Source organism: Rhodococcus sp. GXMU-t2271 (assembly GCF_041414735.1).
In the GTDB taxonomy this organism is placed as follows: Bacteria; Actinomycetota; Actinomycetes; order Mycobacteriales; family Mycobacteriaceae; genus Rhodococcus; species Rhodococcus indonesiensis.
This window is the reverse complement of record NZ_JAUIZP010000051.1, coordinates 42,731-64,432: the sequence shown is the minus strand read 5'-3', so window position 1 is coordinate 64,432 and position 21,702 is coordinate 42,731. Positions and strand designations below refer to the sequence as shown.

16 protein-coding genes are annotated in these 21,702 nt (G+C 69.3%); 13 read left to right on the top strand and 3 right to left on the bottom strand.

Annotation, left to right across the window (positions count from 1 at the left end):
• Positions 1-11 precede the first annotated feature (11 nt).
• From metE to aceA, 3 genes are all read right to left on the bottom strand, one after another.
• A complete protein-coding gene (gene metE / locus QYS60_RS19125; RefSeq protein WP_289378561.1) occupies positions 12-2,297 on the bottom strand; it encodes a 5-methyltetrahydropteroyltriglutamate--homocysteine S-methyltransferase in 2,286 nt (761 codons plus the stop codon).
• Between the two features lie 108 nt (positions 2,298-2,405).
• Complete coding sequence (locus QYS60_RS19120; RefSeq protein ID WP_003937464.1) at positions 2,406-3,302, bottom strand: 3-hydroxybutyryl-CoA dehydrogenase; 897 nt, start codon at positions 3,300-3,302, stop codon at positions 2,406-2,408.
• A 118-nt stretch (positions 3,303-3,420) separates the two neighbouring features.
• Entirely contained in the window at positions 3,421-4,710 is a 1,290-nt protein-coding gene (gene aceA / locus QYS60_RS19115; protein ID WP_003937463.1) for an isocitrate lyase, read from the bottom strand.
• A 533-nt stretch (positions 4,711-5,243) separates the two neighbouring features.
• Between aceA and QYS60_RS19110 the strand changes: the two genes are divergently transcribed.
• From QYS60_RS19110 to atzF, 13 genes are all read left to right on the top strand, one after another.
• Positions 5,244-6,398, top strand: a complete 1,155-nt coding sequence (locus QYS60_RS19110; RefSeq protein ID WP_289378559.1) for a globin domain-containing protein — start codon at positions 5,244-5,246, stop codon at positions 6,396-6,398.
• A gap of 51 nt (positions 6,399-6,449) precedes the next feature.
• A complete protein-coding gene (ramB, locus tag QYS60_RS19105) occupies positions 6,450-7,862 on the top strand; it encodes an acetate metabolism transcriptional regulator RamB (RefSeq protein WP_289378558.1) in 1,413 nt (470 codons plus the stop codon).
• 171 nt (positions 7,863-8,033) lie between these two features.
• Positions 8,034-8,948, top strand: a complete 915-nt coding sequence (locus tag QYS60_RS19100) for a hypothetical protein (protein WP_371383954.1) — start codon at positions 8,034-8,036, stop codon at positions 8,946-8,948.
• 263 nt (positions 8,949-9,211) lie between these two features.
• Complete coding sequence (urtA, locus tag QYS60_RS19095) at positions 9,212-10,480, top strand: urea ABC transporter substrate-binding protein (RefSeq protein WP_003937459.1); 1,269 nt, start codon at positions 9,212-9,214, stop codon at positions 10,478-10,480.
• A 37-nt stretch (positions 10,481-10,517) separates the two neighbouring features.
• Positions 10,518-11,402: an urea ABC transporter permease subunit UrtB gene (gene urtB, locus QYS60_RS19090; protein WP_054371723.1), complete on the top strand. Its 885-nt coding sequence runs from the start codon at positions 10,518-10,520 to the stop codon at positions 11,400-11,402.
• A complete protein-coding gene (urtC, locus tag QYS60_RS19085; RefSeq protein ID WP_003937457.1) occupies positions 11,402-12,520 on the top strand; it encodes an urea ABC transporter permease subunit UrtC in 1,119 nt (372 codons plus the stop codon). Before urtB ends, urtC begins: the two co-directional genes overlap by 1 nt.
• Positions 12,517-13,299, top strand: a complete 783-nt coding sequence (gene urtD, locus QYS60_RS19080) for an urea ABC transporter ATP-binding protein UrtD (protein ID WP_003937456.1) — start codon at positions 12,517-12,519, stop codon at positions 13,297-13,299. Before urtC ends, urtD begins: the two co-directional genes overlap by 4 nt.
• 1 nt (position 13,300) lies before the next feature.
• The gene (gene urtE / locus QYS60_RS19075; RefSeq protein ID WP_003937455.1) at positions 13,301-13,993 is read left to right on the top strand and encodes an urea ABC transporter ATP-binding subunit UrtE; all 693 of its coding nucleotides are present in this window, start codon (positions 13,301-13,303) and stop codon (positions 13,991-13,993) included.
• Entirely contained in the window at positions 13,993-14,682 is a 690-nt protein-coding gene (locus tag QYS60_RS19070; protein WP_289378553.1) for a GntR family transcriptional regulator, read from the top strand. Before urtE ends, QYS60_RS19070 begins: the two co-directional genes overlap by 1 nt.
• A 5-nt stretch (positions 14,683-14,687) precedes the next feature.
• Complete coding sequence (locus QYS60_RS19065; protein ID WP_289378552.1) at positions 14,688-15,218, top strand: carboxymuconolactone decarboxylase family protein; 531 nt, start codon at positions 14,688-14,690, stop codon at positions 15,216-15,218.
• Positions 15,219-15,288: 70 nt separating this feature from the next.
• Positions 15,289-15,984, top strand: a complete 696-nt coding sequence (locus QYS60_RS19060; RefSeq protein ID WP_289378551.1) for a GntR family transcriptional regulator — start codon at positions 15,289-15,291, stop codon at positions 15,982-15,984.
• A gap of 52 nt (positions 15,985-16,036) precedes the next feature.
• Positions 16,037-19,642: an urea carboxylase gene (uca, locus tag QYS60_RS19055; protein ID WP_289378550.1), complete on the top strand. Its 3,606-nt coding sequence runs from the start codon at positions 16,037-16,039 to the stop codon at positions 19,640-19,642.
• Positions 19,639-21,366 carry an allophanate hydrolase gene (gene atzF / locus QYS60_RS19050; RefSeq protein ID WP_289378549.1) on the top strand — a complete coding sequence of 576 codons (1,728 nt, stop codon included), beginning with the start codon at positions 19,639-19,641 and terminating at the stop codon, positions 21,364-21,366. The genes uca and atzF overlap by 4 nt, the downstream gene beginning before the upstream one ends.
• The last annotated feature ends 336 nt before the right edge of the window (positions 21,367-21,702 follow it).

The window sequence follows — 21,702 nt, the reverse complement described above, 5'->3', positions numbered from 1 at the left end:
CTGTCCGGCCGCTACTGTCCGGCCGCGCGGCGCCGCAGCCGGCGTGCGGCGGCGACGAGGTTGCGCAGCGACGGCTCGAGCTGCCAGTAGTGCCGGGTCTTGAGCCCGCCGTCCGGATTGGCCCACAGCCGGTCGAGTTCGACGGATTCCGCAGCGGTGCTGAGCAGTTCGTCGAGCTCGTCGATGTCGGGAATGCGCGCCGATCGGCTCTCGTAGACACCGGGCCCGACACCGTGCGTGAGCGCCTTGTCCTTGATGGCCTCGAGCACCCAGCGGATCGAACGGGTCGCGACGATCGCCGTGACGTCCGCGTCGAGCCGTTCGATCGCGTCGACCACCGACGCCTGACCGGAGTAGGTCAGGTGCGTGTGGATCTGCGTCTCGGGCTTGGCGCCGCCCGTCGCGAGCCGGAATGCGTCGACCGCCCAGTCCAGGTACTCGGCCCGGCCGTCCTGCCGCAACGGCAGCAGTTCCCGGATCGCGGGCTCGTCCACCTGGATGATCGCGATGCCGGCCCGCTCGAGATCGGCGATCTCGTCGCGGATCGCCAGCGCCAGCTGGTCGGCCGTCTCGTGCAACGGCTGGTCTTGGCGCACATACGACCGGGCCAGCATCGTGACCGGACCGGTGAGCATGCCCTTGACCGGCTTGTCGGTCAGCGACTGCGCGAACGCGATCCACTCCACCGTCATCGGCTTCGGCCGCACGATGTCGCCGTAGAGGATCGGCGGCCGCGTGCACCGCGACCCGTAGGCCTGCACCCAGCCGAAGTGCGTCGTGGCGAAGCCCTCGAGCAGTTCGGCGAAGTACTGGATCATGTCGTTGCGCTCGTGCTCGCCGTGGACGAACACGTCGAGACCGATGTCCTCCTGCAACCGGATGGTGGACTCGATCTCCTCCTGGATGCGCTTGACGTAGTCGTCCCACGACATGCGCCCCTCACCCAGCTCGTAGCGGGCCTTGCGGATCTCGGCCGTCTGAGGGAACGAGCCCAGGGTGGTCGCCGGCACCGGGGGCAGCTTCAGGCGCTCCTGCTGCGCGGCGCGGCGCTCCTCGTACGGGACCCGGCGGCGGTGTTCGGGGCGCAGGGCGTTGACGCGGGCGCGGATCGTGTGCTTCTGCTTGAAGTGCACCGAGGTCGGCGGCTTGCGCCACCGCTCCTCCGCCCCGGTGGTCAGTGCCTTGGCGAGCGAGACCACCTCGCCCACCTTCTGCTTGGCGAACGCCAGCCGGTCCGCCACGTCGCCCGGGATGTCGTACTCGGCGAGCACGTCGTAGGGCACGTGCAGCAGCGAGCACGACGTGGAGACCACCAGGTCGGGCGCAACGGCCGCGAGGCTGCTCAGGTATTCGAGAGTGCGGTGCCGATCGGCCTTCCACACGTTGCGGCCGTCGACGACCCCCGCATAGATCCGTTTGCGCTTGAGTCCCGGCACCGCGGCCAGCTCCTCGGCGCTCATCCGGCCGTTGACCAGGTCGAGACCGATGGCCTCGACCTTGGTGGCAGCGAGGAGGGGCAGCGCCTCGCCGAGGTGGCCGTAGGGGCCGGTGACGAGCAGGCGCGGGCGCAGCGGCGCGTGGGAGAGAGTGTCGTAGGCCCGCGCGAACGCCTCGAGCTCCTGCGGGGTGCGATCCTCGGTGAAGGACGGCTCGTCGAGCTGCACGCACCAGGCGCCGGCGCGCGCGAGTTCCGCGAACAGCTTCTCGTACTCCGGCAGCAGCCGGTCGAGCAGGTCGAGCGTGGAGAACCCGTCCTGCTCGGACGTCTCCGAGACCTTGGACAGCAGCAGCAGGGACATCGGGCCGAGCACGACCGGGCGCAGCTCGATGCCACGGGCCTTGGCGCGCTCGAACTCGTCGAGTACCGCCGCCGAGTTCAGGGCGAAGGTGGTGGTCTCGTCGAGCTCGGGCTGCCGGTAGTGGTAGTTGCTGCCGAACCAGCGGACCAGCTCGAGCGGCGGGAAGTCCTCACGGCCCCGGCACAGCGTGAAGTAGAGGTCGAGTGGATCGAGCTCGCCGACGAGCGGGCGGAACCGCTCGGGGATCGCACCGAACAGCAGTGCGTTGTCGAGCACGTGATCGTAGTAGGAGAACGTGTTGCCCGGCACCTGGGTGAGTCCGGTGGCGGCGAGTTCGCTCCAGGTGGACTCCTGGATCTCGCGGGCCACCGCGACGAGTTCGTCGCGCGTGCCGGTACCGTGCCAGTAGGCCTCGAGCGCACGCTTGAGTTCACGGCGGGGTCCGATGCGCGGATACCCGAGAATGCTGGAGCCGTATCCGTCTGCATTGCTGGCCATCAGGGGTCGACCTTTCCCTCGATGCACCTCGCGCCCGTGTCCCGACAGCCAGCGCAACGGCTGTGCTGTCGGCACACGGGCGCCGAGATGCGGTGTGGTGCTACCTACCTAGCTGACTTTCTTGGCGGCACGACCGTTGTCGGCGTACTCGTAGAAGCCGGCGCCCGACTTCTTGCCGACGAGGCCCGCCTCGACCATGCGCAGCAGGAGCGGCGGAGCCGAGTAGAGCGGCTCCTTGAACTCCCCGTACATCGAGTCGGCGATCGACTTGACCGTGTCCAGGCCCACCAGGTCGGTCAGCGCGAGCGGACCCATCGGGTGCGCACATCCGAGAACCATCGCCTTGTCGATGTCCTCCTTGGTGGCGAAGCCGGATTCGACCATCCGGATCGCCGACAGCAGGTAGGGCACGAGCAGCGCGTTGGCGATGAAGCCGGCCCGGTCGGAGGACCGGACGACCTGCTTGCCGAGCACCTCGGAGGCGAAGGCCTCCGCGCGCTGGGAGACCGCGGGGCTGGTCTTGAGCGTGGTGACCAGCTCGACCAGCGGCAGCACCGGAACCGGGTTGAAGAAGTGCATGCCGATGACCCGCTCGGGCCGGGTGGTGGCGATGCCCAGCTTCATGATCGGGATCGACGAGGTGTTGGATGCCAGCACCGCGTTCGGATCCGTGACGATCTTGTCGAGCTCCGCGAAGATCTCAGCCTTGACCTTCTCGTCCTCGACGACCGCCTCCACGACGAGCTGGCGATCGGCGAAGTCGCCGAGGTCGGAGGTGAAGCGCAGCCGCCAGGCGGCCTGCTCACGCTCCCGTTCGGTGATCTTGCCGCTGCTGACACCGCGGTCGAGGGACCGGAGGATGCGGGCACGCCCGGCAGCCGCGAGTTCGCGGGTCTGCTCGTACACAAGTACGTCGACATGAGCGCGCGCGCACACCTCGGCGATACCTGCGCCCATCATCCCGGCGCCGATCACGCCGACGCGCTGAATCTTTTCGCTGGTCACGTCAGCTCCTACTCGTCATGTGGGGGTCGTGAAGGGAGTTTTCGACAGGGGGTGGATACGGCCGCGGCGGGACCTGGTCGTTCGAGATCCCGCCGCGCCCACATCCGGTTGCCGGTTCCTAGTGGAACTGGCCCTCCTCGGTGGAGCCCTTCAGGGCCGCCGTGGAGGTGTTCGGGTCGACGGTGGTGGCGATGGCGTCGAAGTAGCCGGCGCCGACCTCACGCTGGTGCTTGATGGCGGTGAAGCCACGCTCCTCGGCGGCCTTGAACTCGCGCTCCTGCAGGTCGACGAAGGCGGTCATGCCCTGGCGGGCGTAGCCGTGGGCCAGGTCGAACATGCCGTAGTTCAGCGAGTGGAAGCCGGCGAGGGTGATGAACTGGAACTTGAAGCCCATCGCGCCGAGCTCCTTCTGGAACTTCGCAATGGTCGCGTCGTCCAGGTGCGCCTTCCAGTTGAAGGACGGCGAGCAGTTGTAAGCGAGGAGCTGGTCCGGGAACTCGCCGCGGACGGCCTCGGCGAACTTCTTGGCGACCTCGAGGTCCGGCACGCCGGTCTCCATCCAGATCAGATCGGAGTACGGCGCGTACGCCTTGGCGCGCGCGATGCAGGGCTCGATGCCGTTCTTGACGCCGTAGAAGCCTTCGGCGGTGCGGGTGCCGTCGAGGAACTCGCGGTCACGCTCGTCGACGTCGGAGGTCAGCAGCGTCGCGGCCTCGGCGTCGGTGCGGGCGATGACGACCGTGGGGACGTCGGCGACGTCGGCCGCGAGGCGAGCCGAGGTCAGCGTGCGGATGTGCTGCTGGGTCGGGATGAGCACCTTGCCACCGAGGTGGCCGCACTTCTTCTCCGACGCGAGCTGGTCCTCCCAGTGCGAACCGGCGACACCGGCCGCGATCATCGCCTTCTGCAACTCGTAGACGTTGAGCGCGCCACCGAAGCCGGCTTCACCGTCGGCCACGATCGGGGCGAGCCAGTTGTCGACGGAGGTGTCGCCCTCGATCTTGGCGATCTCGTCGGCGCGCAGCAGCGCGTTGTTGATGCGGCGGACGACCTGCGGAACCGAGTTCGCCGGGTACAGCGACTGGTCCGGGTAGGTGTGGCCGGACAGGTTCGCGTCACCGGCGACCTGCCAGCCGGACAGGTAGATGGCCTTGAGGCCGGCGCGGACCTGCTGCACGGCCTGGTTGCCGGTGAGGGCGCCCAGCGAGTTGATGTAGTCCTCATTGTTCACGAGGTCCCAGAGGATCTCCGAACCGCGGCGGGCGAGGGTGGCTTCCTCGACGACGGTGCCCTGCAGCTTCGCGACCTGCTCGGCCGTGTAGTTGCGGGTGATCCCCTTCCAGCGCGGGTTGGTGTCCCAATCCTTCTGGATTTCCTCAGCGGTCCTCGGGGTGCCGGTGGTCGACATCTAAAGCTCCACTCTCTAGATCGGATCCGCGCCGGACGTTCTGCAGTACGTGCGTACTACTTCACATCCTTCGCGAACCTTTCGGATGTACCACTCGACAATGACACACCCCGAAAGTGCGGTCTACCTGTTGCTAATGCCAATCTTCGCTAGGTTTTCCAACGGCCTTGCAAAGGTTGCAAACGTTTGGGGCGTCCAACGAACTCGCCTATCGAGCCCTGGGCTACTCGCCGGTAGCAATTACCTCGGCATTGTCCGCCACGCCGCCCCCGGCGGGCGCGGATCGCGAAGACCTCCGAGTGCGGGCCCACCAGACCCGGAAACGCGGGATGCCGCCTTCATTGTGACCAGTCTCACAGAATCGACTGCGGCGAATCGGGAAGTCGTCCCGGTCGAATCGGCCGGGGACCAAGATCGTTCGTCTACCATGTGCGCGTTGATCAGTCGGGGCCGGTCACGCCGAGCGGGCGTGCCCACTCCCCACTCGCACACGAGTCGAGGAGGGCGCCATCCTTTCCGCCACGTCGAAGCCGGTGATCGAGGCCACCCTGCCGGTCGTCGGTGCCCATATCGGCCGGATCTCCGAGCTGTTCTACGACAAGCTCTTCGCGGCCGCACCCTCGCTGCGGACCGACCTGTTCAACCGCACCAACCAGGAGAACCGGGAGCAGCAGAAGGCCCTCGCGAGTTCGGTCGCCGCGTTCGCGACGCTCCTGGTCACCGAGGACGCCGCGGACATCGACGCGATCATGGCCCGGATCGCCGCCAAGCACGCCTCGCTCGGCGTCCAGGCTCCCCACTACGAGGTGGTGCGGCACCAGTTGTTCGCCGCGATCGCCGAGGTGCTCGGGGATGCGGTCACCCCCGAGGTCGCCGCGGCCTGGCGCGAGGTCTACACCCTGATGGCCAACTCGCTCATCGAGCAGGAGGCGGCCCTCTACGACAAGGCCGGGGTCCGGCACGGTCAGGTGTGGCGCGTCGTCGTGGTCACCGACGTCCAGTTCGACGGCGCCGAGGTCGCAACTCTGACGCTGCGCTCGCTCGACGACACTCCGCTCCCGGATTTCCTTCCCGGACAGTACATCTCCATCGCGACCACCCTCGGTGACGGCACCCGCCAGATCCGCCAGTACACCCTCGTGCGCAGCCACGTCCCGGGCGAGTGGGCCGTCACCGTCAAGCGGGTCCGGGGCGGGATCGTCTCCCCGTTCCTCGCCGGGGGCGTCGGCATCGGCACCGAACTCGTCGTCTCCCATCCGTTCGGCAGCCTCGTCGTCGAGGACGGCGACGATCCTCTGGTGCTGATCTCGGCCGGCATCGGCATCACCCCGACACTCGCGGCGCTGCAGCACCTGGCGGCGCACCGATCCGAGCGCGAGGTTCTCGTCGTGCACGTCGACCGCTCGACCTACGACCATCCCCGCCGCGCGGAGACACAGGCCCTGGTCGATCGCCTGCCGCGGGCCCGCATGCAGACCCGGTACTCCGAGTTCGAAGAACTCCGCGAGGACGGCCACTCCCCGCTCGACGGTGTCGAGTTGCCGACCGACCCGCAGGTCTACGTGTGCGGTCCGGTCCCGTTCATGCGCTCGATCCGGCAGACGCTGCTCGCTGCGGGGGTGTCGCCCGACGCCGTCCACTACGAGGCCTTCGCGCCCGGTTCCTGGCTGGGTCTGGCGGAGAGCTAACGTTGCGAATCCCTCGTTGCAAAGCTGTGTAGACGCTCGTACGCTGGGGTGATGCCAAAGACGTTCGTCGGCGCCCGCCTGCGCCAGCTGCGGACCGAGCGGGGACTGAGCCAGGCAGCGCTGGCCAAGACCCTGGAGATCTCGGCCAGCTACCTCAACCAGATCGAGCACGACGTGCGGCCGCTCACGGTTCCGGTCCTGCTGCGCATCAGTGAGGTCTTCGGGGTCGACACCACGTTCTTCTCGTCCCAGGACGACACCCGGCTCATCGCCGAGATGCGAGAGGTGGCCCTCGACCAGGAGATGGGCATCGACGCCGACGCCCAGGAGATCGCCGCGATGGTGTCGGCCCACCCCGGGCTCGCACGGGCGATGGTCAACATGCACCGGCGGTTCCGCAACACCACCGCGCAACTCGCCGCCGCCACCGAGGACCGGTACAGCGACGGCAGCGGCACCGGCACCATCACCATGCCGCACGAGGAGGTCCGCGACTACTTCTATCAGCGGCAGAACTACCTGCACGAACTCGACACCGCCGCCGAGGAACTCGCCACCCGGATCCGCTTCCACCGGGGCGACATCTCCGGCGGCATCATCAAGCGCATGGAGGCGGTGCACGACGTGCAGCTCGTCCGTCGCGTCGATCTCGGCGAGAACGTGCTGCACCGGTTCGACCCCGCCACGCGCACCCTCGAGATCTCCGCGCGGCTGTCGGGCGGCCAGCAGGTGTTCAAGCTGGCCACCGAGCTGGCCTACCTCGAGTGCGGGGAGCTGATCGAGAAGCTGGTCGCCGAAGGCGCCTTCACCAGCGAGGCCTCGCTCTCCCTGGCCCGCCACGGCCTCGCCAACTACTTCGCGGCGGCGATCATGCTGCCGTACGCGCAGTTCCACGAGATGGCCGAGGACTTCCGGTACGACGTGGAGCGGCTCTCCGCCTTCTACGCGGTCAGCTACGAGACCATCGCCCACCGGATGTCGACCCTGCAGCGACCGAAGCTGCGCGGCGTGCCGTTCTCGTTCGTCCGCGTCGACCGGGCGGGCAACATGTCCAAACGGCAGTCCGCCACGGGCTTCCACTTCTCCACCAGCGGCGGCACCTGCCCCCTGTGGAACGTGTACGAGACGTTCGCATATCCGGGCAAGATCATGACCCAGCTCGCCCAGATGCCCGACGGACGTCGCTACCTGTGGGTCGCACGCACGGTCGAGCGTCGCGCCGCCCGATACGGCCAGCCGTCGAAGACCTTCGCGATCGGCCTCGGCTGCGAACTGCGCCACGCGCACCGCCTCGTCTACGCCGACGGACTCGACCTCAGCGACGCCAACCCCGGCGCCCCCATCGGGGCCGGCTGCCGCGTGTGCGAGCGCCTGAACTGCCCCCAACGCGCATTTCCCCCACTGGGCAAGGAACTCGTCATCAACGAGCACCAGAGTTCGGTGTCCCCCTACCTCATCAAGTAACACCCGCGCGACGGTCGGACAGCCACACGCCCAACCAACCGCGCGGATGCCCGGAGACGGCGCGGCAGTGCCGCATCAGTTTTGTCCACAACCGGGCGATTGCTCCCCAGATCCGGCCCGGAGCGCGGAGTTCCCGCCGAAGGGGCCCTCCCTCGGGGCACCGTGTTCGGCATGACCGACCACATCCCCATCACACGGCGCGACGCCGTCCGCTCCGGGCTCACCGAGGACGAGATCCGCCAAGCACTGCGTACCGGCGCTCTCGAGCGTCTCGACGCAGGCGTCTACCTGCCCAGAGAGATCGCAGCCGACCTCGACGACGCCGGCCGGCACCTGGTACGCGTACGTGCGGCCGCCGCCAAGCTCGGCCCCGAGGCTGTGGTGAGCCACACCTCCGCCGCCGTCGTGCACGGGTTCGCTCTGTGGCGTCCGGACCTCACACTGGTTCACGTCAGTCGCAATCGACGCTCCGGCGGACGTAGGACCTCCCAACTACACGTGCATGCAGCACCTTTCGCACAAAAAGACGTGGAGATCGTGGACGGGACAGCGGTGACGGCGGCGGCACGCACGATCGTCGACACGGCACGCTGCCTGGATGCCGACCGTGCAGTGGTGCTGGGTGACTCTGCACTGAGACTGCGACCCGAGGCCCACGCCGAACTCCCGGCCGCCTTGACGGCAGCCCACACCCGAACCGGAATTGCAGCGGCTCGACGAATGTGCGCATTCCTGGACGGACGAAGTGAGAGCCCGGGTGAGTCGATCAGCCGCCTCCGCATTCGGGCGGCAGGTCTGCCCGACCCCGTTCTGCAATTCGAGATACGGACAGCCGGGGGCGCATTCGTCGCGCGCACCGACTTCTTCTGGCAGGAGTTCGGCATCGTCGGCGAATTCGACGGCATGGGAAAGTACCGGTCTTCGGATCCCGGCGCGAGCGCCGAGACGGTGCACCGCGAGAAGCTTCGTGAGGATGCGATCCGGGCCCAGGGATACGAAGTGGTGCGCTGGACATGGCCGGAACTCTTCCGCTTCGACGACGTGTGTGCGCGAATCGACGCCGCCGCCCGTCGTCGCCGGCGTTAGGTCGTTCGGAAACCCGCACGGCGGCAGGACAGCCGCGCGATGCAAAGAGCGCGCCGCTGTCCTGCCGAGGCGCGGATACGCCCAGACCTCGGGGTGTGCGCATTCGGCAACGAGGTCGTAACACGCGTCATGAACTCGTCACCGCGAGACATTCTCACGCAACACCGGCCGCCTACTCTTCGGACCCACGGATACAGCGCTGTATACGCAGCCCGGATACGCCGGGCCCCGTCCGGTTCCCACCTTCGAAGAAGGGCACCTCCATGCCAGTTGCCACATCCACGTTCGCCAGGCGCGCCGTCGCCGCGCCGGTCGCGCTGGCCGCCGTCGGTCTCGTGCTCAGCGCCTGCGGCAGCAAGGCCACCGACAGCACCGACGCCGCCGGATCCGCCTCGTGCGTCGACACCTCCGGTGACACGATCAAGGTCGGCTCGTTGAACTCGCTCTCGGGCACCATGGCGATCTCCGAGGTCACGGTGCGTGATTCGATCGCGTTGGCCGTCGAGGAGATCAACGCGAACGGCGGTGTTCTCGGCAAGCAGATCCGGATCGTGGCCGAGGACGGCGCATCGGAGCCGACCGTGTTCGCCGAGAAGGCCGAGAAACTGATCAGCTCCGACTGCGTGGCCGCGGTGTTCGGCGGGTGGACGTCGTCGAGCCGCAAGGCGATGCTGCCGGTGTTCGAGGACCTGAACTCGCTGCTGTACTACCCCGTGCAGTACGAGGGCCTCGAGTCGTCGCCGAACATCTTCTACACCGGCGCCACCACCAACCAGCAGATCGTGCCCGCGCTGGACTACCTGAAGGAGAAGGGCGTCCGGTCGCTCTACCTCGTCGGCAGCGACTACGTCTTCCCGCAGACCGCGAACCGCATCATCCGCGCGTACGCCGAGGCCAACGGCATCGAGATCAAGGGCGAGGACTACACCCCGCTCGGCTCCACCGACTTCTCCACGATCGTCAACAAGGTCCGCACCGCCGACGCGGACGCGGTGTTCAACACCCTCAACGGCGACTCCAACGTCGCCTTCTTCCGCGAGTACGCCAACGTCGGCCTCACCGCCGCCGACATGCCGGTGATCTCGGTGTCCATCGCCGAGGAGGAGGTCGTCGGAATCGGCGCGCAGAACATCGCCGGCCAGCTCACCGCGTGGAACTACTACCAGACCGTGGACAGTGCCGAGAACACGGCGTTCGTCGACGCGTACAAGGCGAAGTACGGCGCGAACAAGCCCACCTCCGACCCGATGGAGGCCGCGTACGCCTCGGTGTACCTGTGGAAGAACACCGTCGAGAAGGCGAACTCGTTCGCCGTCGCCGACGTGCAGGCCGCAGCCGACGGCGTCTCGTTCGCCGCGCCGGAGGGCACCGTCACGATCGACGGGGACAACCACCACATCTCCAAGACGGCCCGCATCGGCGAGATCCGTGGCGACGGACTGATCTACACGGTGTGGGAGTCGAGCGGGGCGATCGAGCCGGACCCGTACCTCGAGAGCTACGACTGGGCCGCCGGCCTGTCCGGTAGCTGACCACCGTGACCGGGAAGCCGACGAGAAGGGAGGCGACATGGATGTCGTCGTAGGACAGCTCTTCACGGGTCTGAGCATCGGCTCGATCCTGCTGCTGGCGGCGCTGGGCCTGTCGCTGACGTTCGGGCAGATGGGCGTGATCAACATGGCCCACGGCGAGTTCATCATGGCCGGCTCCTACACGGCGTACGTCGTGCAGCAGGTGGTCTCGGCCGCCGGGGTGTCCCTGCTGGTGTCACTGCTCGTCGGTTTCCTGGTCGGTGGCACGATGGGAGTGCTGCTCGAGGTCACCCTCATCCGCCGCATGTACCACCGCCCCCTCGACACCCTGCTGGTGACCTTCGGCGTGGGCCTGCTGCTGCAGCAGGCAGCCCGCGACGTCTTCGGCGCACCCGCCGTCAACGTGGTTGCACCGCAATGGCTCTCGGGTGGCGTCGAGATCTTCGGAGCGGTGGTGCCCAGGACCCGGCTGTTCATCCTCGTGCTCGCCGTCGTGTGCGTCGCGATTCTGATCGCCGCGATGAAGTACACCCCGATGGGCCGGCGCATCCGGGCCGTCGTGCAGAACCGCGACCTCGCCGAAACCGTGGGAATCTCGTCCCGCCGCACCGACATCACCACCTTCTTCCTCGGCTCCGGACTGGCCGGTCTGGCCGGGGTGGCCCTGACCCTGATCGGCTCCACCAGCCCCACCATCGGCCAGTCGTACCTCATCGACGCGTTCCTGGTGGTCGTCATCGGCGGCCTCGGCCGGATCGAGGGTGCCGTCGTCGCGGCGGTCGCGCTCGGCCTGCTCAACTCGTTCATCGAATACTCCACCACCGCCTCGATCGCGAAGGTGATCGTCTTCGTGCTCATCGTCATCTTCCTGCAGGTCCGGCCGCAGGGCCTGTTCGCGGTCAAGACAAGGAGCCTGGTCTGATGCCTGCCCCGAGACTTCTGCCGGCACTCACCCGGCCCGGACCGGCCCGCACGTGGGCCGGGTTCGCACTCGCCGCGCTGTTGCTGTTCGTCCTCGCCCCTGTCGTGTTGTCGGACTTCCGGCTGAACCTGCTCGCGAAGTTCCTGTGTTTCGCGATCGTCGCCGTCGGGATCGGTCTCGCCTGGGGCCGGGGCGGCATGCTCACCCTCGGGCAGGGCGTGTTCTTCGGCCTCGGCGCCTACATCATGGCAATGCACCTGAAGATCGCCGACGCCGAGCTGCGCGGCGAGGCCGTCCCGGACTTCATGCAGATCGCCGGAATCCGTGAACTGCCCGGCTACTGGGCGCCGTTCGCCTCTCCATTCGTGACGATCGCCGCGATCCTGGTGCTCCCCGCGCTGGTCGCGGTGCTGCTCGGGCTCGGCGTGTTCAAGCGCCGCGTCAAGGGTGCCTACTTCGCGATCCTCTCCCAGGCCCTGACCGCCGCCTTCGCGATCCTGCTGATCGGGCAGCAGTCGATCGGCGGATCGAACGGACTCAACCGCTTTCGCAGCTTCTTCGGCCTGTCACTCGCCGACCCGGCGAACAAGCGGATGCTGTTCTTCGTCGCCGCGGGTGTTCTGCTCGTCGTCGTCGCGCTCACCCGGCAACTGATGTTCTCCCGCTACGGCGAGCTGCTCGTGGCCGTGCGCGACCAGGAGGAGCGGGTCCGCTTCCTCGGCTACGACCCGGCCGACGTCAAGGTCGTCGCCTACGCCACGGCGGCCTTCTTCGCCGGCATCGCCGGGGCGCTGTTCGTACCCGTCGTCGGCATCATCTCCCCCGCCGACGTCGGCATCGTCCCCTCCATCGCGTTCCTCATCGGCGTCGCCATCGGCGGCCGCACGACCCTGCTCGGCCCGGTCCTCGGTGCCATCGGCGTCGCGTGGGCCCAGACCGCCCTGTCGGAGAACTTTCCCTCCGCGTGGACCTACGCCCAGGGCCTGCTGTTCATCGTCGTCATCGGGTTCTTCCCCGCCGGCCTGGCCGGGCTCGCGACGTTGCGCCGGCGACGCACCCGCACCGGCCCGGCCCGCCCGATCCCCGCACCGACCACGACGATGGAGCCGGCGAGATGACCGAACCCCACTACGGCGGCAACGCCGGTATGTCCAGCCAGTACCTCGAGATCCGCGATCTGCGGGTGAGCTTCGACGGGTTCACCGCCGTCGACGGCGTGGACCTGACCCTGTTGCAGGGCGACCTGCGCTTCCTCATCGGCCCCAACGGCGCGGGCAAGACCACCCTCGTGGACGCCGTCACCGGGCTGGTGCCGGCCACCGGATCGGTCACCAAGTCCGGCACCGAACTGCTCGGCAAGAAGGTGCACAAGATCGCCAGGCTCGGGGTGGGCCGCACCTTCCAGACCGCGTCGGTGTTCGAACAACTCACCGTGCTGCAGAACCTCGACATCGCCGCCGGCGCCGGTCGCTCCCCGTGGTCGCTGCTGCGCCGCCGCACGACGGTGCTGCCACAGATCGAGGAGGCCCTCGAGACGATCGGCCTGACCGGCCTGCGCGACGTGCCCGCCGGCATCCTCGCGCACGGGCAGAAGCAGTGGCTCGAGATCGGCATGCTGCTCGTGCAGAACTCCGACGTGCTGCTGCTCGACGAGCCCGTCGCCGGGATGAGCCACGACGAACGCGAGGAGACCGGGCAGTTGCTGCGCCGGATCGGGGCGCAGCGCACCGTCGTCGTCGTCGAGCACGACATGGACTTCATGCGCGCCTTCGCCACCTCCGTCACCGTCCTGGCCCGCGGCAGGGTGATCGCCGACGGGACCGTCGAACAGGTGCAGAACAACCCGCAGGTCCAGGAGGTCTACCTCGGGACCGCCACCGCTGTACAGGAGGCGTGAGATGCTCGAGCTCGTCGACGTGCGGACCGGGTACGGCCGCACCGAGATCATCCACGGGGCCACCCTGACCGTCCCCGCCGACGGAGTCGTCGCCGTCATGGGTCACAACGGGGCCGGCAAGACCACCCTGCTGCGCGCCGCCGTCGGCCTGCTGCCCACCACCTTCGGCCGGATCCTCCTCGACGGCGAGGACATCACCTCGCTGCGGCCCGCCGCGCGCGTCGCCCGCGGCCTGGCCTACGTCCCCCAGGGGCAGCAGTCCTTCGCGCAGCTCACGTGCGCCGAGAACCTGCAGGTCGTCGCCGACGGACGCAGACGCGGCAAGCAGCTCGTCGCCGACATGCTCGAGCTGTTTCCCGCCCTCGTGCCGTTGCTGGACCGACGCGCCGGTCTGCTCTCCGGTGGTCAGCGCCAGCAACTCGCGATCGCCCGCGCTCTGATCACCGAGCCCCGCATGCTCATCCTCGACGAGCCCACCGAGGGGATCCAGCCGTCGGTCGTCGCCGAGATCGAGAGCACTGTGGTCGAACTCAGCCGGCGCGGCGACCTCGGGGTCCTGCTCGTCGAGCAGCACATCGGCTTCGCCCTGCAGGCCGCGCAGCGGTACTACGTCCTCGAATCCGGCCGCATCACCGCCAGCGGCGACGGCGGGACGGACGCCGCCGGCACCGTCCGCGCGGCCATGGCGATCTGATGAACGCCGGCGGCACGCGGCGTGACCGGGTCTACCGGGCGCTGCGTTCGGATCTGATGACGGGCGTTCTGCCGCCGGACGCCCGGCTCGGCGAGGAACGACTCGCCGAGCAGTACGGGGTCTCGCGGACGCCGGTGCGGGAGGCACTGGCGCGGCTGGTGTCCGACGGGCTGGTCGAGCGGCGCGAGCAGGGGCTGTTCCCGTACCGGCCGCGCTTCGACGACCTCGCCGACCTGTACGAGCTGCGGACCACGTTGGAGCTGAGAGGCATCCGCCGGGCGCTGGCCGATCACTCGGTCCGGCACGATCCGCACGTGCTCGGCGCCGAGCTCGACCGGTGGTACGCGCTGCGGCGGGATCTGCCCGAACCGGACGCGGGCTTCGTCGGGCTCGACGAACAGTTCCACCTGGCATTGCTGGCCGCCGCCGGCAATGCGGCCCTGTGCGACGCACTGGCTGCCGTGAACGCGAAGGTGCGGCCCGTGCGCATGTTCGACTACCTGACACACGACAGGATCACGGCGACCGTCGACGAGCACATCGGTGTGGCGGAGGCGGTGCTCGCCGGCCGCCTCGAAGACGCCCACGACCAGCTCCTCGCCCACATCGACACGTCGCGGGCGGTGGTGGTGCAGCGCGCCGAGCAGGCCCGGACCATGGCCCGATTGGCGCGTGCCGTGCGAGACTGACCGGCATGTCGCCTCGCATCCGGCCCGGCCGGTTCAAGGAACTCGGCCCGCTCAACTGGGCGGTCTGGCGTGTGCTCTCGACCGTGGCGGGAACGAAGGATGCGCACCTGTTCAGCACCCTGGGCCGTACCGGCGGCCTGTTCCGCGGCTGGCTGCACTACTCCGGCAAGCTCATGCCGTTCGGGCGGTTGCCCCGGTTCGAATCCGAGCTGGTCATCCTGCGGGTGGCGCATCTGCGCGAGTGCAGCTACGAGTGGGACCATCACACCCGTCTCGGCCGCCGCGCCGGCATCACTCCCGAGATCCTGCAACGCATCCTCGACGGCCCCGAGGACCCCGGGTGGAGCCCGCGGCATCGGGCGATGCTCACGGCCGTCGACGAGCTGGTCACCACCAAGGACCTCGGCGACGAGTCGTGGGCGGCGCTGGCCGCTCACCTCGACGACCGGCGGATGATCGAATTCTGCCTGCTGGTAGCGCAATACGACGGCCTGGCCACCACCATCGGCGTGCTGCGCATCGAGCGGGACTTCTGAGAGTTCTTCCTAACCGTCGCTTTACCGCGGGCAATCTCGGCGAAACACGACGTCCATAGCGTATACAGCTATGTCGACACGTACGGATACAGCCACGGCGCAACCGCTCCGGACCCGGGTGTACCGGGAGCTGCGCACCGAACTGATGAACGGCTCGATCCCGGTCGGTGAGCGGCTGACCGAGCCGAAACTGTCCGCGCGCTTCGGCATCTCCCGCACCCCGGTCCGGGAGGCCCTCGCGATGCTGTGCGCGGACGGCCTGCTGCGCCGCGAGGAGTACGGATTCTCGCCGGTGCCCCCGAGCATTCCCCGCATCCGCGACCTCTACGAGCTGCGGATCACCCTGGAACTGCAGGGCATTGCGCGCGCGATCGACAATCCCGATGTGCGGCACGACCGCGTCGCCCTCACCGCCGAACGCGAACGATGGTTGCGCCTGTCCGCCCATCCGCCGCAGCAGGAACCGGGTTTCGTGGTACTCGACGAGGAGTTCCACGTGGCCCTGCTCGCCGCATCGGGCAACGCGGAACTGGCCGGCTCGCTCGAGTCGGTCAACTCCCGGATCCGGCACGTGCGGATGTACGACTTCATGGTCAACAGCCGGATCGAGACGTCGATCGCCGAACATCTCGCCATCGTCGACGCCGTCCTCGGCGACGAACTCGAGCTCGCCCACCGGTTGCTGCACCGGCACATCGGCGAATCCCTCGCAGTGGTGCTCGACCGGGTGACCCGTGCCGTCACCGCGATGTCGTTCGCGCACTGACGACCGTTCCGCCCCCACACCTTCCCCTTCCCCGTCACCGAAGGAGCCCGTCGTGACGTTCGCTTTCGACACCCTGCTCGTCGCCAACCGCGGCGAGATCGCCTGCCGCATCATGCGTTCGGCGCACACGCTGGGGCTGAAGACCGTCGCCGTCTACTCGGATGCGGACGCGTCCGCCGCGCACGTCGAAATGGCGGACATGGCAGTGCGTCTCGGCCCGGCCCCGGCCGCGCAGTCGTATCTGCGGGCGGATGCGGTGATCGAGGCGGCGCTGTCGACCGGCGCCGGCGCCGTCCATCCCGGCTACGGCTTCCTGTCGGAGAACGCCGAATTCGCGGCCGCTTGCGAGTCGGCGGGCATCGCGTTCATCGGGCCCACCCCCGAGCAGTTGCGGGTCTTCGGCGACAAACACACCGCCCGCGAGGCGGCCCGTGCCGTCGGGGTTCCGCTCGTCGAGGGCAGCGGCCTGCTCGGGTCCGTCGACGACGCGCTTGCCGCAGCCGCCACCGTCGGTTACCCCGTGATGCTCAAGGCCGTCGGCGGCGGCGGCGGCATCGGGATGCAGGCCTGCCACACCCCGGGCGAACTGCGGGACGCCTACGAGCGAGTGCAGCGTCTCGCGTCCGCGAACTTCTCCTCGTCGGGGGTGTTCCTCGAACGGTTCGTCGCCCACGCCCGCCACATCGAGGTGCAGGTGTTCGGCGACGGTCTCGGCCGCACGATCAGTCTCGGCACACGCGACTGCTCGCTGCAGCGACGCAACCAGAAGGTCGTCGAGGAGGCGCCCGCCCCGAACCTGCCCGACGCGGTCGTCGAGGAACTGCTCGCGTCGTCGCGACGGCTCGCGTCGTCGGTGCACTACCGCTCCGCCGGCACCGTGGAATTCGTGTACGACGTGGAGCGCGGCGAGGCGTCGTTCCTGGAGATGAACACCCGTCTGCAGGTCGAGCATCCGGTCACCGAAGAGGTCACCGGCATCGACCTGGTGGAGTGGATGCTGCGGCTCGGCCGGGGCGAGACCGAGATGCTCGACGCCCTGCCCGACAGCGGACCGCGCATCGTCGGTCACGCCGTGGAGGCGCGCGTATACGCGGAGGACCCGGGGCACGACTACCGGCCCAGCGCCGGGCTGCTCACCGCCGTCGAGTTCCCGGCCCACACCCGCGTCGAGACGTGGGTGGACACCGGCACCGAGGTGAGTTCGTTCTACGACCCGATGCTCGCCAAGATCATCGTGCGCGGCGAATCCCGTCGCACCGCGTTCGCGGCCCTCGCCGAGGCGCTCGACGACACGCACCTGTACGGGGTGCAGACGAATCTGCCGCAGCTGCGGCGCATCTGCACGGCGGAGCCGGTGCTCGGTGCCGCCCACACCACCGCGACGCTGCGGGAGGTGCGGGCGACGGGCCACCGCATCGACGTGCTGCGCGCGGGCACCATGACCACGGTGCAGGACTTCCCCGGCCGGATCGGGTTGTGGGCGGTCGGCATTCCGCCGTCGGGGCCGATGGACGACCTGTCGATGCGCGCCGCGAACGGCGCCGTCGGCAACCCGGAGGGGGCACCGGCGCTGGAGTGCACGTTGCAGGGTCCGCGTCTCCAGTTCTCCGACCCGACGCTCGTGTGCGTCACCGGCGCGCCGGTCGTGGTCACCGTCGACGGGACCCCCGTGCCCATGTGGGAGCCCCTGGAGGTGCCGGCCGGCGGCGTGCTCGACGTCGGCACCCCGGCCGAGCAGGGCCTGCGCACCTATGTCGCGGTGCGTGGCGGTCTCGACGCCCCGCTCTACCACGGCAGCGCTTCGACGTTCACGCTCGGCGGCTTCGGGGGCCTCACCGGCAGGGCCGTGGCCACGGGCGATGTTCTCGGTGTGGCCGAGTCCCGCGCGCTTGCCTCCCCCGCGCCGGTGCCCGTGGACCGTCGGCCGGAGTTCACCCGTACGTGGCACCTCGCGGTCACCGAGGGGCCGCAGCCGGCACCGGCGTACTTCACCGAGGACGACCTGGCCCAGTTCTACGCCGCCACGTGGACGGTGCAGTCCCACGCGAACCGCACCGGGATCCGCCTGGACGGCCCGAGACCCGGCTGGTCCCGCACCGACGGCGGGGAGGCCGGGCTGCACCCGTCGAACCTGCACGACAACCCCTACTCGGTGGGCGCGCTCAACGTCTCCGGCGACACCCCGATCCTGCTCGGCCCGGACGGCCCGAGCCTGGGCGGATTCGCCTGCCCGCTGACGGTCGTCTCCGGGCACCGCTGGAAGATGGGACAGATCCGGCCCGGGGATTCGGTGCGGTTCGTCCCGGTGACCGACGAGGCGGCGGTCGAACTGCGCGGCGCCACCACTCGCGCCCTCGACGTCCCGCCCGTGGCGCGGCCGTCCGCACTCGACGGCGGCCGCTTGGCCGGCACCCCGGCATTCCTGGATCGCCCCGAGGTGGTCTATCTCCGCGGCGGCGACGACAACATCCTCGTCGAATACGGCGACATGGTGCTCGACCTCGGTCTGCGGATGCGGGTGCACGCGCTGTCCGAGGCGCTCGCGGCACTGCGCCTGCCGGGCATCGTCGACGTCACGCCGGGTGTGCGGTCCCTGCACGTGCACTTCGACCCGGACGTGCTGCCTCAGCGCCGCGTGCTGGGGATCCTGCAGGATCTCGAGACCGAACTGCCGGCCACGCACGACCTGGTGGTCCCCAGCCGCACCGTCCGCCTGCCGCTCTCGTTCGACGACCCGTCGATCGCCGAGGCGATCTCCCGCTACCACAGCGGTGTCCGCGCGTCGGCGCCGTGGCTGCCGTCGAACACCGAATTCATCCGGCGCATCAACGGACTCGACTCGGTCGAGCAGGTGCGGGACACGGTGTTCGACGCCGAGTACCTCGTCCTCGGCCTCGGTGACGTGTATCTCGGTGCGCCGCTGGCCGTTCCGCTCGACCCCCGGCATCGGCTCGTGACGACGAAATACAACCCGGCACGCACGTGGACCCCGTCGGACGCCGTGGGCATCGGCGGCAAGTACCTGTGCGTCTACGGGATGGAGTCCCCCGGCGGCTACCAGTTGATCGGGCGAACGGTACCGATCTGGTCCGGATACCGGCAGTCCGGCCCGTTCGAGGACGGCAAGCCGTGGCTGTTCCGCTTCTTCGACCGGATCGTGTGGGAACCGGTGAGCCCGGAACAGCTGCTCGAGCACCGCGCCGCGTCCCTGGCAGGCCGGTTCGACGCCGAAGTCTCGGAGGGTACGTTCGCCCTCGCCGACCATCTGCGGTTCCTGGCGGACAACGCCGAGTCCATCGACGCGTTCCACGAGCGGCAGTCCGCGGCGTTCGAGACCGAGAAGCTGGCATGGCACGCGGCCGGTGAGTTCGACCGGGCCGAGTCGGCACCGGCAGAGGTGGCCGAGTCCACCGACCCGCTCGCCGGGATGCCGGCCGGATCCGTCGTCGTCGAAGCCCCCATGGTCGGCAACGTGTGGCGGGTCGAGGTGGCGGAGGGTCAAGAGGTCGGCGCCGACGACACCGCCGTCATCCTCGAGGCCATGAAGCTCGAGATGCCGGTGCCGGCCGCCGTGCAGGGGACCGTCCTGAAGGTCCTCGTCGGACCGGGCGCGAAAGTCGCCCCCGGTACCCCTCTTCTCGTGATCGGAGCAGCATGAGCATCGTTGTGGAACAGGCACTCTCGGATACGCAGGAGTCGAGCCGGGCCCGCGCGGAGGCGGCGCTGCGCCGCATCGACGAGGTGGACCGGCCGGAGGTGTGGATCGCGCTGCGGCCTGCCGCCGAGGTGCTCGCCGACGCCGACTCCGTGGACGAGCGCGTCGCGGCGGGCGAGAACCTGCCGCTCGCGGGCCTGCTCGTCGCGGTGAAGGACAACGTGGACGTCGCGGGGATGCCGACCACGGCGGGCTGTCCCGAGTTCGCGTACACCCCCACCGAGACCGCCTCGGGCGTCGCGCGCCTCGTCGACGCCGGCGCGGTGATCCTGGGCAAGAGCAACCTCGACCAGTTCGCCACCGGTCTCGTCGGCACCCGCAGCCCGTACGGCGCGGTGCGCTGCTCCTGGGATCCCGAACGGGTGTCGGGCGGCTCTAGCTCGGGTTCGGCGACCGCGGTCGCACTCGGTATCGCGGACCTCGGGATCGGCACCGACACCGCGGGTTCCGGCCGGGTCCCGGCCGCGCTGCAGGGACTCGTGGGGATCAAGGCCACCCTGGGCGTGATCCCGGCCCACGGTGTGGTGCCGGCCTGCGTGGACTACGACTGCCTCACGGTGTTCGCCACGTCGCTCGACCTGGCGGCGACCGCCGCGGCGGTGATGGCCGGGCCGGAACCGCGCGACCCGCGCAGCCGGACGTGGCCGGCCGACGTAGCGTTCGCGGCGCCGGCGTCGCCGCGTGTCGCGGTTCCGCGCGCCGAGAATCTCGTCGCGCTGTGCGACGACTACCGGGACGCGTTCGCGCGCACCGTCGCCGCGGCGCGCGACGCCGGGATGGAGGTGACCGAGGTCGACGTCACCCCCCTGCTGGAGGCCGCGACGCTGCTCTACGACGGCGCCGTCGTTTCCCAGCGGTATGCAGCCGTCGGCGAGTTCCTGGCGACGAACCCCGCCGGCGCCGATCCGACGGTCGCGGCGATCGTCGCGGCCGCAAAGCGCCCGGCGGCGCACGAGCTGGTGGCCGACCTCGACACGCTGACCCACGTCGGGGCCGTCGCGGCGGGCCTGCTGGACGGGTTCGACGGGCTGTTGCTGCCCACCACCACCGAGCACCCGACGATCGCGGCGGTGCAGGCGGACCCGACCGGGATCAACCGGCGGATGGGCACGTTCACGAACTTCTGCAATCTGCTCGACATGGCGGCCGTCGCGGTGCCGGGTGCACCGACCGCCGACGGCCGTCCCTTCGGGGTGATGTTCGTCGTGCCGGCCTTCGCCGATCAGGTCGCGGTCGATCTCGCGGCCCGGTTGACGGGCGTCCCCACGCCGGAGTTCGTCACGGGCGGGGTGGAGCTGGCGGTGTTCGGGGCGCACCTGCGTGGCCAGCCGTTGCACTTCCAGCTCGAGGAGATCGGCGCCCGGTTCGTCGACGAGGTCCGCACCTCCGACGCGTACCGGCTGACGGCGCTGAACACCACTCCCCCGAAACCCGGCCTCGTCCGTCACGGCGCAGGCCGGGGCGCGCCGATCGCCGGCGAGCTCTTCCGCGTCTCCGAGGCCGGCCTCGGCCGGTTCCTGGCAGCGTTGCCCGCCCCGATGACGCTCACCAGCGTCGAACTGTCCGACGGGCGGTGGGTCGTCGGCTTCGGCTGCACGCACGACGCAGCGTCGGACGCCGTCGACATCACCGAGTTCGGCGGCTGGGTGGCCTACCGAACTCGCTGAATCGGTGCGCGACTTCGGGATCTGCCCACACCCCGGCGTGGGCAGATTCCGGTTCACCGCTTCGATTTCCGAGCGACGGCACGGGCGAATCGTTCGGGCGACGACCTCGAACCGCTCCAGGTCGGCCCAGGTCCACCGCACGACCTCGAAGCCGAGGTCCCGCAGAGCGTCCTCGCGGTGCTTCTCGGCGACGAGGTCGCGGCGGTCGGCGTACTTCCCGGCACCGTCGAATTCGCCGACGACGCCCTGCGATTCCCAGAAGAAGTCGACGCGGTACCGGCGCCCGTCCCGAGCCACGACCTCGTGTTGCAGGGCAGGTACCGGCAGACCGAATCG